The following is a 12595-nucleotide window of genomic DNA, read 5'->3' on the forward strand; positions in this document are numbered from 1 at the left end:
ATGAAATTACTCGTAGTCGGCTCTGGTGGCCGTGAACATGCCCTCGCCTGGAAACTCGCACAATCTGAACGCGTACAAACCATTTTTGTCGCCCCCGGCAATGGTGGTACCGCTGCTGACAGCCGCCTGAAAAACATCAACATCACAGACCCGGCAGCACTGGCAGACTTTGCTGAGCAAGAAAACATAGGTATTACCGTAGTAGGCCCTGAAGTGCCGCTGGCAGCCGGCATCGTCAATATTTTTCGCGACCGTGGCCTGAAAATCTTTGGCCCGAGCAAAGAAGCTGCACAGCTGGAAAGCTCCAAGGATTTCGCCAAGGCTTTCATGCACAGGCATGCTATCCCTACGGCTGAATACCAGACGTTCTCTGAGCTGGCTCCTGCGCACGACTATATCAATGCCAAGGGCGCACCTATCGTCATCAAGGCCGATGGCCTGGCGGCTGGTAAAGGCGTGGTGGTTGCCATGACCGCTGAAGAAGCGCATGCAGCCGTCGATATGATGTTGTCTGACAATAAGCTCGGTGATGCTGGCGCACGCGTCGTCATCGAAGAGTTTCTGGCAGGCGAAGAAGCCAGTTTCATCGTCATGGTTGATGGCAAGAATATTTTGCCACTGGCAACCAGCCAGGATCACAAGCGCTTGCTCGACAATGACGAAGGCCCGAATACTGGTGGCATGGGTGCCTACTCCCCTGCTCCTATCGTGACGCCACAACTGCACGCCCGTGTCATGCGCGAAATCATCGTGCCTACGGTACAAGGCATGGCCAAGGATGGCATCGTATTTACCGGCTTTTTGTATGCAGGCCTGATGATTGATGACCAGGGCAATCCAAAAACCCTGGAATTCAACTGCCGCATGGGCGACCCGGAAACCCAGCCCATCATGGCGCGCCTGAAAACAGATTTGCTGCATGTCGTTGAACACGCAGTCAATGGCACGCTCGATACGGTTGAGCTGGAATGGGACAGGCGAACCGCCATGGGTGTCGTCATGGCCGCCGCTGGCTACCCAGATGCGCCGCGCAAAGGTGACAAGATCACCGGCATCCCGGCAGAAACAGCAGACACGGTAACCTTCCATGCTGGTACATCGCTCAATGAAAAGACCTTGAACGTGACCGGTGGCCGTGTGTTATGCGTGGTTGGCCTGGGCGACACCGTCAAACTGGCGCAAAAACATGCGTATGACGTGGTCGAAAAAATCCATTTCGACGGCATGCAATATCGCCGTGACATAGGCTGGCGTGCGTTGAACCGCAAGCATTAATCCTTGCCAGGCGTACATGTTTCATGTGCGCCACCGGTCTTTTAAAGCGGGTTGAGAATAGTCCAAAGACTAGTCCAGCCCCTTGCGTTTTTTAGAGTAGATAGCAGAATGACAGATACACTTGCGGTTAAAAATTACTTCCTGGGCTTGCAGGCTGCTATAGTCGCGGCTCTTGAAGAAGTTGATGGCCATACTTTTATTACAGATAGCTGGGAACGCCCTGAAGGCGGTGGCGGTATCTCGCGCGTGATAGAAGAAGGCAAGGTATTTGAACGTGGCGGCGTCAATTTTTCCCATGTCATGGGTAAAAACCTGCCACCATCCGCCGCTGCTGCCCGCCCTGAGTTGGCTGGCCGTCAGTGGGAAGCCATGGGTGTCTCGCTGGTCCTGCATCCGCGTAACCCCTATGCGCCTACCGTGCATATGAATGTGCGCTTTTTCACCACCCGCGCCGAAGGACAGGAAGATGTCTGGTGGTTTGGCGGCGGCATGGACCTGACGCCGTATTACGGTTTTACAGAAGATGCGGTGCATTTCCACCAAACCTGTAAAATGGCGGTCCAGCCTTATGGTGCAGACTTGCATGCCCGCTTCAAGAAATGGTGTGACGAGTATTTTTACCTGAAACACCGTAAAGAAGCGCGTGGCGTAGGCGGCATCTTCTTTGATGATTTCAATGAGCAGGATTTTGCCAGCAGTTTTGCCATGATGCGTAGTGTGGGTGATGCCTTTATCCCGGCTTATCGCCCTATCCTGGAACGTCGCAAAGAGCAGGAGTATGGCGAACGTGAACGTGATTTCCAGGCTTATCGCCGTGGCCGCTATGTAGAATTCAACCTGGTATTTGACCGCGGCACGCATTTTGGCCTGCAGTCTGGCGGCAGGACAGAGTCCATACTGATGTCCATGCCCCCATCGTCAAATGGCGCTATGACTGGAAACCGGAGGCAGGTAGCCCGGAAGCAGCACTGGCTACAGACTTTTTGGTACACCGGGAATGGTTATAGAAACTGCGGAAACTGCGGAAACTGCGGAAACTACGGAAACTGCAGCACCACCTTGTATCCTGGTACTGGGTGGCAGCTTTGACCCTGTGCATCTGGGGCATGTCGCCCTTGCCCATAGCCTGGCGACGGCATTGCAGCCGGATGAATTGCGCATCATCCCTGTGGGCCAGCAATGGCAAAAGAATGAGTTGCAAGCTACAGCAACACAAAGACTGGCCATGCTGAAGTTGGCATTTGAAGACTGGCAACTCTGCCCTGTCAGCATAGATGAACAAGAAATCATCCGCGCAGAACAGGGTAAAAGTAATTACACCATCGATACCTTGCACCAGCTACGCAGAGAAGTTGGCGATGAGGCATCAATGGTATTTGCCATGGGTGCAGATCAGTTGCAAAATTTGCACACCTGGCGCAATTGGCAAGCCTTGCTTGAGGTAGCGCATTTGTGTGCTGCATCACGCCCGGGTTTCAGCCTCGATATCAGCAGCCCCGACATTGCTGACATCTGGAAGAAAAATGCCATCAGCGCCCTGGAAATGCGCACACGGCCAGCCGGTGGCACTTATCTGGAGAGAAATCTGGCGCAAGATGTATCTGCGACCCAACTACGTACTGAATTAAAACAGCATAACCCGACAACAAGATTGCTAGTCCCGCACAAGGTGCTAGACTACCTACAACAACAAACTATCTACCAATAAAAAATATGGATATTAAAAAACTGCAAACCCTGGTCGTTGACGCTCTGGAAGACGTCAAGGCACAAGACATACAATTGTTTGAAACCTCTCACCTGACCAGCCTGTTTGACCGTGTTTGTATCGCATCTGGTACATCCAACCGTCAAACCAAGGCTCTGGCCGCGTCCGTACGCGACAAAGTCAAGGAAAACGGCGGCACTATCGTCAGTATGGAAGGTGAAGCGACCGGCGAATGGGTACTGGTCGATCTGGGCGATATCGTCGTCCACATCATGCAGCCAGCCATCCGCGCTTACTACCGTCTCGAAGAGTTATGGGGCGACAAACCGGTAAAACTCGGTGCAGCCAAGCGCACATCCGGCAAAAAAACCGAAGCTGCTGATGCTGATGAAGCCAGCGACAAGCCTAAGCGCGTGCGTAAAGTGGCTGGCAAAGCTGCTCCGCTGGAAGTCACGCATGACATGATGGCTATCCAGACCACGCTGGAAGATGAAAAGAAACCAGCGCGCAAACCACGCGTCACCAAAACTACTGGCGATGCAGATGGCAAGCCAGCACGCAAACCGGCAGCCCGCAAAGCTGCTGATGGCACTACTGCTGCCAAACCTGCCAAGATACCAACCGGTGCCCGCGTTAAAGTAGCAGCGACTAAAACTGCAGTTGCCTCTGCCAAGCAAGCCGCAGAAAAACGCACTGCCAATGCTGCTGCAGCGCCAGCAAAACGCGCTCCGGCACGTAAGAAAGCAACAGAGGAATAATTCTCTGTTACAGTACTATTTCAAATGGCTGCCTCGTGCAGCCATTTGTTTAAGCAGACCAGGTTTCAATCTACTACTTGCAGCAAACAGACACAAACATGCAATTGATCATCGCCGCCGTCGGTCACAAAATGCCCTCCTGGATAGAAACAGGCTTTCAGGAGTATGCCAAACGCATGCCGCCAGAATGCCGTGTCATCCTCAAAGAAATCAAACCGGTAGAACGCTCGGGCAGCAAAACTGCTGAAACCGTCATGGCACTGGAACGCACCAAAATCGAAGCCGTGATACCCAAGAATGCGCGCATCGTCGCCCTGGATGAACGCGGCAAGGACTGGACCAGCGTCGCCCTGTCGCAAAACCTCACGCAATGGCAGCAGGATGGCCGCGATGTGGTCTTCATCATCGGTGGTGCTGATGGCCTCGATGCAGAATTCAAGGCCAGGGCCGATACCCTGATCCGCATCTCCAGCCTGACCCTGCCACATGGCATGGTACGAGTGCTGCTGGCTGAACAGCTATACCGCGCCTGGTCAATTACCCAGAACCACCCTTATCACCGGGTATAAGTCATACCAAGGAGACCGCCATGCTAAAAGAAAATAAAATCTACCTGGCATCCAAAAGCCCAAGACGCCGCGAACTGCTGCACCAGGCAGGCATAGAGTTTGACCTCTTGCTGCTGCGTGATGCCCCACCACGCGGGCCAGATGTAACCGAGATCGTCTTGCCCGGCGAAGCACCAGAAGCCTATGTCAGCCGTGTCACCCAGGAAAAAGCAGACAAGGCATGGGAAATCATGCATCTGCGCAAAATGCTGCCACGCCCCGTGCTTGCCGCCGACACCACTGTGGTACTCGGCAAGCAAATACTGGGCAAGCCTGCCGACAAGCAAGAAGCCATACAAATGCTGAGCATGCTGGCAGGCCAGACCCATCAAGTACTGACCAGCATTGCCGTGCATTCAGCACTGGGCCGCGCAGCAGTCACACAACGTTCAGAAGTCAGTTTTGCCAACCTCGATGAACAGCAGATACTGGCCTACTGCAATAGTAATGAACCCTATGACAAAGCCGGTGGCTATGGCATACAGGGTGCGGCTGCCCGTTTTATTTCACACATCAAAGGCAGTTATTCTGGCATCATGGGATTACCCTTATTTGAAACCTGCCAGCTACTTCGTCAGGCAGGTATCTTTATTCCCTAAATTGAAGTATCAGAGAAGCTTATGAGCGAAAACCTCCTCATCAATATCACCCCTCAAGAAACCCGTGTTGCCCTGATGTTCCAGGGTGCGGTACAAGAACTCCATATAGAACGTACATTGTCACGCGGTCTGGTCGGCAATATCTACCTGGGTAAAGTCGTGCGCGTCTTGCCTGGCATGCAGTCTGCTTTTATCGACATAGGCTTGGAACGCGCCGCCTTCCTCCATGTTGCCGACATCTGGGATGCCCGCCCTCAGGATGCCAATGGCAATACCAATGCGCCACTGACACCGATAGAAAAACTGCTGTTCGATGGCCAGTCAGTGACTGTGCAAGTCGTCAAAGACCCGATAGGCACCAAGGGCGCACGCCTCTCGACACAGATTTCCATCGCAGGCCGCATGCTGGTCTATCTGCCGCAAGACTCACATATCGGCATCTCGCAAAAAATAGAAAACGAAGCGGAACGCGAGGCTCTGCGCACCAAGGTACAAAACCTGCAGCAAGTAGATGAAAAAGGTGGTTTCATCGTCCGCACCATGGCAGAAGATGCCTCCGATGAAGACCTCAAAGCCGACGTTGATTACCTGCGCCGCACCTGGTCCACCATACTGCAACTCGCCAAGACCCATCCACCGACTACTCTGTTGTACCAGGATCTGAACCTGGCACAACGCGTACTGCGCGACTTCGTCAATGAAGAAACCGACAGCATACAAGTCGATTCGCGTGAAAATTACATCATGCTGCAAGAGTTTGCGACGCACTACATGCCATCCGTACTAGGCAAGCTGCAACACTACATAGGTGAGCGCCCGCTGTTTGATTTGCATGGCGTAGAAGAAGAAATCGAAAGAGCTTTGGGCCGCCGCGTCGATCTGAAATCTGGCGGTTACCTCATCGTCGACCAAACCGAGGCCATGACTACCATCGACGTCAACACCGGCAGCTTCGTCGCTGGCCGCAATTTCGATGACACCATCTTCAAGACCAACCTCGAAGCCGCCCACGCCATCGCCCGCCAACTAAGATTACGTAACCTCGGCGGCATCATCATTCTCGACATCATCGACATGGAGAATGAAGAACACAAGACCGCCGTGCTGGCCGAACTCAACAAAGCATTATCACGCGACCGCACCAAACTCTCCGTATCCGGCTTCTCTGCCCTCGGCCTGGTAGAAGTCACCCGCAAACGCACCCGTGAATCACTGGCCCACGTACTATGCGAGCCCTGCCCCGCCTGCAGCGGCAAAGGCCAGGTCAAAACCGCCCGCACCATCTGCTACGAAATCCTGCGCGAACTGCTGCGCGAAGCCAAGCAATTCAACCCCAGAGAATTCCGCATCATGGCTTCCCAAGTCGTGGTAGACATGTTTCTCGAAGAAGAATCCCAGCACCTGGCCATGCTCGGTGACTTCATCGGCAAACCTATCTCGCTGCAAGTGGAGAATGTGTTTCATCAGGAGCAGTACGATATTATTTTGATGTGATGCGCGATACAGAGTACTCAGAATAAGACCCGTGAATCTCTTCATGTCGGCCCTGCCAAGGCATGAAGGGATTCATGCGCCTGCACCAAACTTCACTTGTTCAAATCAAGCAATACATCCGTGTGATCCATGAGTACTCCACCACCCAGCCCAAGACTATTCGTTATTTTTGCCAAGGAAGCGCATGTAGCAGCAATCTTCGCACGAGGACCAACCAACTGGTTTCACGTCATTCGCTGGGATACCCGCAACGACGTCTTTGAATCTGGTGCATGGATGCGCGGCCGCTTATACCCTCAACGTTGCGACCTGTCGCCAGATGGCGAACTGTTACTCTATTTTGTGTTTCAGAAGCGACGCGGCTACACGAGCTATGAATCATCCTGGACAGCTGTCAGTCGCCTGCCCTGGCTACATGCGCTAGGACTCTGGCCACAGGGCCATACTTGGGGTGGTGGCGGTTATTTTATAACGAACCGCATAATTTCCCTCGAAAACGGTCGTTCGTGTAAAGCTCACCCTGAGCATATTCCTCTTGGACTGGAAGTTATTTCCAGCGGTGGAGAACGCAAATCATCCAGTAATGAAGTGGCAGGAGCAGAATGGTCAGGCCGCGACCAACGCAATCGCCTGATCTTTACAGCCAATGGAAAATTGCACTGGCAGCGAGATGATCAGACTGAGCAGGTGTTAGCTGACTTCAACGGCGATAAACCCGACCCGCGCGATGCGCCAGAATGGGCTAAGCGATCACTGGTGGACCAATCTCCTACATGCATCGGGCGATAAGTCTCTTAAATCGTATAGTCTCAGCATCCCTGGCTGATTTTGGTTTCCAATCAAGCAGGCCCAGCCTTTCCTAATGATGCAAGTTATTCCCAAACTAGAATCATGTTGCTGCGCTGCACAATGCAGCAAATGTTGATTGCACATTGTCATAAAAGATGATATTTTTTAGGCAACATCTATCGAAGCAATTCGTTCACCAGAGTAAAGTTGCAGAATTTGGATTCACCGCTTTTCAGAGTACCGAAACCGCGTTTCATTTTCCCCTGTCCGCAAGTTTTATCAAAACAAGGAGCTATCATGTATCCATGGCTTTGGGTGTGGTCACCACAGGTTCACTTTCCCTGGAGTGGCAGTGTTGCACAAAAGATTGAGCCTAGAACGACCTGGTTCACGTCCATGATTCCGCCTGTTTCTGGGGATGCTGCTATAGAAGAGCAAGTATTCAATGCTGCGTCATACGGTACACAGTTGGGCCTGATCACTGATGTACTTTTGGATATCGTCAAAGAGACTGAAACTTTGTCGCCCAGGGCATCCAAGTCGCTGGATGAGTTGAAGGCCTTGAAATCCAAGATCGAAGATATCAAAAAAATATCCGCAAAAAAGTAGCCCTGAATTAAGCCAGGGCCATGGAGGTGCTGGCGTGGGTTTCGTCGCCGACGGCAAACATCTCAAAGCATGGCTTGCAGCAGTTGTTGCGCATCCATGGCTGCGATGCGTCCTTCATCCGTGGGTACTACCCACACTTCAGTGCTGCTGTTGGGGGTATGAATGGGCGCAATGCCATCACCGCGGGCGGCATTGTTCTTTGCCGTGTCTATCTGCACGCCCAGATAAGCCAGACCTTCTGCTACCTGCTGCCTGAGTAGCGCATCGTGTTCCCCTATGCCGCCGGTAAACACCAATACATCAAGACCGTTCAGGCACGCGCTTAATGCACCACATTCGCGTATCACGCGATAGGTAAATAAATCGATGGCAAAACCAGCTCGCGGGTCGCTGCTGGCGCGCAGGGTACGCATGTCGGCGGAGATGCCTGACACACCGAGCAGGCCGGATTCTTTGTACAGTATGGTTTCTATTCTTTTCTCATCCCAGCCCTGCTGCATCAAATGTAGCAAGACGCCGGGGTCGAGTGCGCCGCAGCGGGTGCCCATCATCAAGCCGTCGAGTGCCGAGAAACCCATGGAACTGGCGATACTTTTGCCATTTTTCATGGCACAGGCGCTGGCACCATTACCGAGGTGCAGCATGATCACGCGCCCGGCAGCAGGATCAAATGCGCGTGCGGACTGCTGGGCCAGGTGGCTGGCGACATATCGATAAGACAGGCCGTGGAAACCGTAACGGCGTATACCAGTCGCACGCAGGGATTGTGGCAAGGCCAGTGTGGTTTCGCATACGGGCATGTCGGCATGGAAGCCTGTATCGAAGCAGGCTATCTGTGGTATGCCGGGATAGGCGCGGCGAAAAGCTACTACGCCTTCCAGGTTATGCGGCTGATGCAGTGGTGCGAGTGTATCCAGGGTATGCAGATAGACCAGGGCTGCGTCATCTATCACGATGGAAGATGAAAACCGCTCGCCGCCGTGCACGATGCGGTGGGCAACGGCGGCTATCTGCATGTCTGCGCTATGGCTCATCAACACACGATGCAGAGCTTGCAGCGCAGCCGCGAACTGGTCGCCACCTGCGGTGCTGATATCCGTTTGATCCAGCGTCAAGGTCTGTGTTCCATTACTTGTACGACATTGTATGACGGGCTTGCCCCCAGGTTGCAAACCCTCAATGACACCTGTCAGATTACTGCCTGTCACGCCCTCTTCAGTAAAAGGATACAGGGCAAACTTGATGCTGGATGAACCTGAATTCACCGATAGGATGACGGGCTGCTTCATGGTGCATTCTTCCGGTATTCATGCGCCAGTAATTTGACGAGTGCCGCCGAAGCAACCCGGGAAGATGGGCCATCGGCACGGCTGGTCAGGGCAATGGGTACTTTGGCACCGAGGACAACGCCACAGGTGGCTGCACCTGCCAGATATTCAAATTGCTTGCCGAGCATATTGCCGGATTCCAGGTCAGGCACCATGAGGATATCTACTTCGCCAGAAACGGCTGAGACTATGCCCTTGATTTGTGCGGCCCGGGCAGAAATGGCATTATCAAAAGCCAGCGGGCCATCAACGATAGCGCCGGTGATTTGCTTGCGCTCTGCCATCTTGCACAAGGCAGCGGCATCAATGGTGGAATTGATTTTTGGGGTGACCGTTTCGACTGCCGACAAGAGCGCAACCTTGGGTTCAGCGATGTTCAAGGCATGAGCCAGGTTGATGGCGTTTTGCAGTATGTCAGCTTTTTCCGGTAAGCTCGGATAAATATTCAGGGCTGCATCCGTCAATAGCAAGAGCTTGTGATACATGGGTACATCCAGGTGATAGACATGCGATAGACGCCGTTTGGTACGCAGGGCAGCACATTCAACGACGGCATGCATGAGTTCATCGGTATGCAGGCTGCCTTTCATCAGAGCTTCTACCTTGCCGCTGGCGGCCAGTTCTACGGCTTTTTCAGCAGCGGCATGGCTGTGTGGCACATCGATTTGCTCATAGCTGCCTATATCAATATTGGCAGCAGCAGCGACAGCGACCAGTTTCGCCAACGGGGCAATCAGGACGGGTATGATCAGACCATGTTTTGCAGCATCGACCGCGCCTTGCAGGGAATCAACATCGCAGGGATGGACGACCGCGCAAGGGATGGCCGCCAGGTCTTTGACACTATCAACCAGGTGCTGCTGGCGCTCGCCCAGGTTGAACATGGCCATGGTGGGCAGGTGGGCGCGTGGGCGGCTGACTTTTTCTGTGGGAGCAATGACCAGAGCATTGCCATATACGACCTTGTCACCTTTTTGGTTTCTGATTTCGCAATCGAGAGTCACGCGCTTTTTTGCATCATCCTTGGCAACCACTGTCGCTGACACAGTCAGGGTGTCACCTATGCGCACGGGTTTAACGAAATGCAGGTTTTGTTCGAGATAGATCGTGCCTGGCCCTGGCAAACGCGTACCCAGTATGGTGGAGATGAGCGCCCCACCCCACATGCCATGGGCGATCACGCCATGGAATAGCGTGTGCTCTGCATATTCAGCATCCAGGTGAGCGGGGTTGACGTCACCCGAGACAGTGGCAAAGGCCTGGATATCGGTGTTCGTCAGCGTACGTATCTGGCTCGCGGTCTGCCCTATCTGCAAGTCTTCATAAACGACGTTGGAGATCAAGTCTTGTTCATTCGTTGCTGTGCTGATGGTATTCATTTGTTTTGGACTCTCATTAATTTACGATGTGATAGCCGCCATCGACATATAGCGTCTGCCCCGTCATGCCTGACGAAGCATCACTGACCAGGAATGCAGCCAGCCGACCTATCTCATCGAGTGTCACCAGCCTGCCCAGAGGGGAGCGGGCAACCGCTTTCTGCATCAGACCATCAAAGTCTTGCAGGCCGGATGCTGCACGGGTAGGCACAGGGCCTGGGGATATCGCGTGCACCCGTATTCCTGCCGGGCCAAGTTCAGTCGCCAGATAGCGCACGGTTGATTCCAGTGCCGCCTTGACCGGCCCCATGATGCCATAGTGGGCAACGGCTTCGTCTGCCCCCAGATAGGTCATGGTCATGATGCTGGCGCTCTTGCTTAAATGCGGCTCGCATAGTCTGGTGAGACGGGCAAATGAATGGCAGGAGACATTCATGGCGCGCAAGAAACCTGCACTGGAACTGTCAATGACGCGGCCATGCAAATCATCCAAAGGTGCCCAGGCGATGGAGTGGATGACAAAATCCAGTTCTCCCAGTTCCTGCACTGCCGCGTCAACCAGTGCTTCCAGCGAACCTTCCTGTTCCACGTCACAAACGACCAGCGTGGATTCCAGCGCTGCTGCCAGCGGCGCAACAAACTGATGCGCCTTGGCATTCACGCAGGACAATACTGTCCTTGCACCCAGTTGCCTTACCATGGCCGCGCAGCCATAGGCAATACTGTGTTCATTGGCCAGACCTATGATCAGGCCGCGCTTGCCCTGTAATGAAAATGAAGAACTTGCTGCAGTCATCTTTTTTACCTATCTCGGTTGAACCTGATTGAACCTGAACCAGGTGTTTGCCTGCCCGACACATCAGGCAAACTGTTTTTTGAAACGCGCTATCGTCGTCAGGCTCACCAGTACGGCTATCAGCAATATGCCTGAAAACATGGGCCACAATACACTGAAACCAGCCCCCTTCATCAAAATACCGTAACTGGCATTGATGTAGTAATACAGCGGTGATACATACATGCCCAGTCGCATGATGGTGGGCATGGCTTCAGGGGGAGTCCATGCGCCCGACAAAAACATCATGGGGGCGATAATAAGTATCACCATCATGCCTGCCTGCGCCATATTACGCGTCATGGTGGCGATCAATATGCCTATGCCGGCCAGGGTGCTGACATATAAGGTAGTCAGTGCAAAGTACAATAACAAGCTTCCTGCTACCGGCACGGCAAAGACCGGAACCAGAATGCCGAATAGCCCAAGAGCGGTGCCGCCCAGGATCACCGCCACCATCGCCACTATCTTGGGTATCATGATCTGCAATGGTGACAGCGGTGATACCAGCAACTGCTCTATGGTGCCACGTTCTTTTTCCCTGACCATGGCAGCCGCGGGCAGTAACAGCGAAAATAGGGTAATCACATTCAATAATTCTGAAATGCCCATGAACCAGGCATCATTCTGATTAGGGTTAAACCAGACCCGGGTCTGGTTATTGATCAGTGGTGCATCCACAGCCCCTCCTGCCCCGCCAATTCCACCAATTCCGCCAATTCCGACACCATAACGCTGCGCGGTTTGCTCCAGGCCATAGCGGGCAACAATTTGGCTTGCATCCACGGCTGCCAGAAAGCCCTGCACAGAATTGGAGGCATCAATCTGCATCTGTACGGATGCCGTGTCGCCACGCGCCAACTTATCCGAAAAACCTGGCGGTATATCCAGCACCGCCATCGCTTTGCCATCATCCAGCAATTGTTGGCCCTGGCTGGCATGCGTGATGGCGCCTGCCCAGCGAAACTCAGGCGACATGAAGCGTCCAGCCAGTTCGCGTGATGCCGCACTGCGGTCCAGATCAAACAATACTAATGCCGCATTATTTAACTGGAATGACACACCAGAAGCAGCATTGTAAATATCTGCAGAAAATGCATACAGCACAAACACCAGCAAGACAGGGTCACGCATGAGTTGCAACAACTCTTTCCAGGTCATGGCCTGCAAGCGGCTCCACCAGATACGATCGAACAAACTGTTCATTTCATCA

At 53.3% G+C, this 12595-nt stretch carries 12 protein-coding genes and 1 pseudogene; 9 read left to right on the forward strand and 4 right to left on the reverse strand.

What is annotated here, in order from left to right; translation table 11 throughout:
* The 9 genes and pseudogenes from purD to UNDKW_RS16395 all read left to right on the forward strand — a co-directional run bounded on the left by purD (position 1) and on the right by UNDKW_RS16395 (position 7840).
* Positions 1 to 1275 carry a phosphoribosylamine--glycine ligase gene (gene purD / locus UNDKW_RS16355; protein ID WP_162059533.1) on the forward strand — a complete coding sequence of 425 codons (1275 nt, stop codon included), beginning with the start codon at positions 1 to 3 and terminating at the stop codon, positions 1273 to 1275.
* 108 nt (positions 1276 to 1383) lie between these two features.
* Positions 1384 to 2282 (forward strand): annotated as a pseudogene (gene hemF, locus UNDKW_RS16360) (oxygen-dependent coproporphyrinogen oxidase).
* Positions 2273 to 2983: a nicotinate (nicotinamide) nucleotide adenylyltransferase gene (gene nadD, locus UNDKW_RS16365; protein ID WP_162059534.1), complete on the forward strand. Its 711-nt coding sequence runs from the start codon at positions 2273 to 2275 to the stop codon at positions 2981 to 2983. The pseudogene hemF and the gene nadD overlap by 10 nt, the downstream one beginning before the upstream one ends.
* A gap of 5 nt (positions 2984 to 2988) precedes the next feature.
* On the forward strand, positions 2989 to 3741 hold the full coding sequence (gene rsfS / locus UNDKW_RS16370; protein WP_162059535.1) for a ribosome silencing factor: 753 nt from the start codon (positions 2989 to 2991) through the stop codon (positions 3739 to 3741).
* A gap of 98 nt (positions 3742 to 3839) precedes the next feature.
* The gene (gene rlmH / locus UNDKW_RS16375; protein ID WP_162042034.1) at positions 3840 to 4310 is read left to right on the forward strand and encodes a 23S rRNA (pseudouridine(1915)-N(3))-methyltransferase RlmH; all 471 of its coding nucleotides are present in this window, start codon (positions 3840 to 3842) and stop codon (positions 4308 to 4310) included.
* Between the two features lie 20 nt (positions 4311 to 4330).
* The gene (locus UNDKW_RS16380) at positions 4331 to 4948 is read left to right on the forward strand and encodes a nucleoside triphosphate pyrophosphatase (protein ID WP_162059536.1); all 618 of its coding nucleotides are present in this window, start codon (positions 4331 to 4333) and stop codon (positions 4946 to 4948) included.
* 21 nt (positions 4949 to 4969) lie between these two features.
* Positions 4970 to 6442, forward strand: coding sequence for a ribonuclease G (rng, locus tag UNDKW_RS16385; RefSeq protein WP_162059537.1), 1473 nt, complete (start codon positions 4970 to 4972; stop codon positions 6440 to 6442).
* A gap of 129 nt (positions 6443 to 6571) precedes the next feature.
* On the forward strand, positions 6572 to 7231 hold the full coding sequence (locus UNDKW_RS16390; RefSeq protein ID WP_162059538.1) for a hypothetical protein: 660 nt from the start codon (positions 6572 to 6574) through the stop codon (positions 7229 to 7231).
* Between the two features lie 297 nt (positions 7232 to 7528).
* On the forward strand, positions 7529 to 7840 hold the full coding sequence (locus UNDKW_RS16395; protein WP_197892905.1) for a hypothetical protein: 312 nt from the start codon (positions 7529 to 7531) through the stop codon (positions 7838 to 7840).
* Between the two features lie 62 nt (positions 7841 to 7902).
* Here UNDKW_RS16395 and UNDKW_RS16400 read toward each other — a convergent pair whose 3' ends face one another.
* The 4 genes from UNDKW_RS16400 to UNDKW_RS16415 all read right to left on the reverse strand — a co-directional run bounded on the left by UNDKW_RS16400 (position 7903) and on the right by UNDKW_RS16415 (position 12588).
* Positions 7903 to 9129 (reverse strand): acetate/propionate family kinase, encoded by a 1227-nt coding sequence (locus tag UNDKW_RS16400; protein WP_162059539.1) that lies wholly within the window; start codon positions 9127 to 9129, stop codon positions 7903 to 7905.
* The gene (locus UNDKW_RS16405) at positions 9126 to 10547 is read right to left on the reverse strand and encodes a bifunctional enoyl-CoA hydratase/phosphate acetyltransferase (RefSeq protein WP_162059540.1); all 1422 of its coding nucleotides are present in this window, start codon (positions 10545 to 10547) and stop codon (positions 9126 to 9128) included. Before UNDKW_RS16405 ends, UNDKW_RS16400 begins: the two co-directional genes overlap by 4 nt.
* Before the next feature lie 16 nt (positions 10548 to 10563).
* The gene (fabI, locus tag UNDKW_RS16410; RefSeq protein WP_162059541.1) at positions 10564 to 11343 is read right to left on the reverse strand and encodes an enoyl-ACP reductase FabI; all 780 of its coding nucleotides are present in this window, start codon (positions 11341 to 11343) and stop codon (positions 10564 to 10566) included.
* A gap of 63 nt (positions 11344 to 11406) precedes the next feature.
* Positions 11407 to 12588, reverse strand: a complete 1182-nt coding sequence (locus tag UNDKW_RS16415; RefSeq protein ID WP_162059542.1) for an ABC transporter permease — start codon at positions 12586 to 12588, stop codon at positions 11407 to 11409.
* Positions 12589 to 12595: the final 7 nt, after the last annotated feature.

It is taken from the genome of Undibacterium sp. KW1 (assembly GCF_009937955.1).
Taxonomy (GTDB): domain Bacteria; phylum Pseudomonadota; class Gammaproteobacteria; order Burkholderiales; family Burkholderiaceae_D; genus Undibacterium.

What these genes read in the sequence shown, in the direction of transcription:
- rsfS (WP_162059535.1), top strand. Translation starts at nt 2,989, where the DNA reads ATGGATATTAAAAAACTGCAAACCCTGGTCGTTGACGCTCTGGAAGAC.
- fabI (WP_162059541.1), bottom strand. Translation starts at nt 11,343, where the DNA reads ATGACTGCAGCAAGTTCTTCATTTTCATTACAGGGCAAGCGCGGCCTG.
- rng (WP_162059537.1), top strand. Translation starts at nt 4,970, where the DNA reads ATGAGCGAAAACCTCCTCATCAATATCACCCCTCAAGAAACCCGTGTT.
- nadD (WP_162059534.1), top strand. Translation starts at nt 2,273, where the DNA reads ATGGTTATAGAAACTGCGGAAACTGCGGAAACTGCGGAAACTACGGAA.
- rlmH (WP_162042034.1), top strand. Translation starts at nt 3,840, where the DNA reads ATGCAATTGATCATCGCCGCCGTCGGTCACAAAATGCCCTCCTGGATA.
- UNDKW_RS16405 (WP_162059540.1), bottom strand. Translation starts at nt 10,547, where the DNA reads ATGAATACCATCAGCACAGCAACGAATGAACAAGACTTGATCTCCAAC.
- UNDKW_RS16380 (WP_162059536.1), top strand. Translation starts at nt 4,331, where the DNA reads ATGCTAAAAGAAAATAAAATCTACCTGGCATCCAAAAGCCCAAGACGC.
- purD (WP_162059533.1), top strand. Translation starts at nt 1, where the DNA reads ATGAAATTACTCGTAGTCGGCTCTGGTGGCCGTGAACATGCCCTCGCC.
- UNDKW_RS16390 (WP_162059538.1), top strand. Translation starts at nt 6,572, where the DNA reads ATGAGTACTCCACCACCCAGCCCAAGACTATTCGTTATTTTTGCCAAG.
- UNDKW_RS16400 (WP_162059539.1), bottom strand. Translation starts at nt 9,129, where the DNA reads ATGAAGCAGCCCGTCATCCTATCGGTGAATTCAGGTTCATCCAGCATC.
- UNDKW_RS16415 (WP_162059542.1), bottom strand. Translation starts at nt 12,588, where the DNA reads ATGAACAGTTTGTTCGATCGTATCTGGTGGAGCCGCTTGCAGGCCATG.
- UNDKW_RS16395 (WP_197892905.1), top strand. Translation starts at nt 7,529, where the DNA reads ATGTATCCATGGCTTTGGGTGTGGTCACCACAGGTTCACTTTCCCTGG.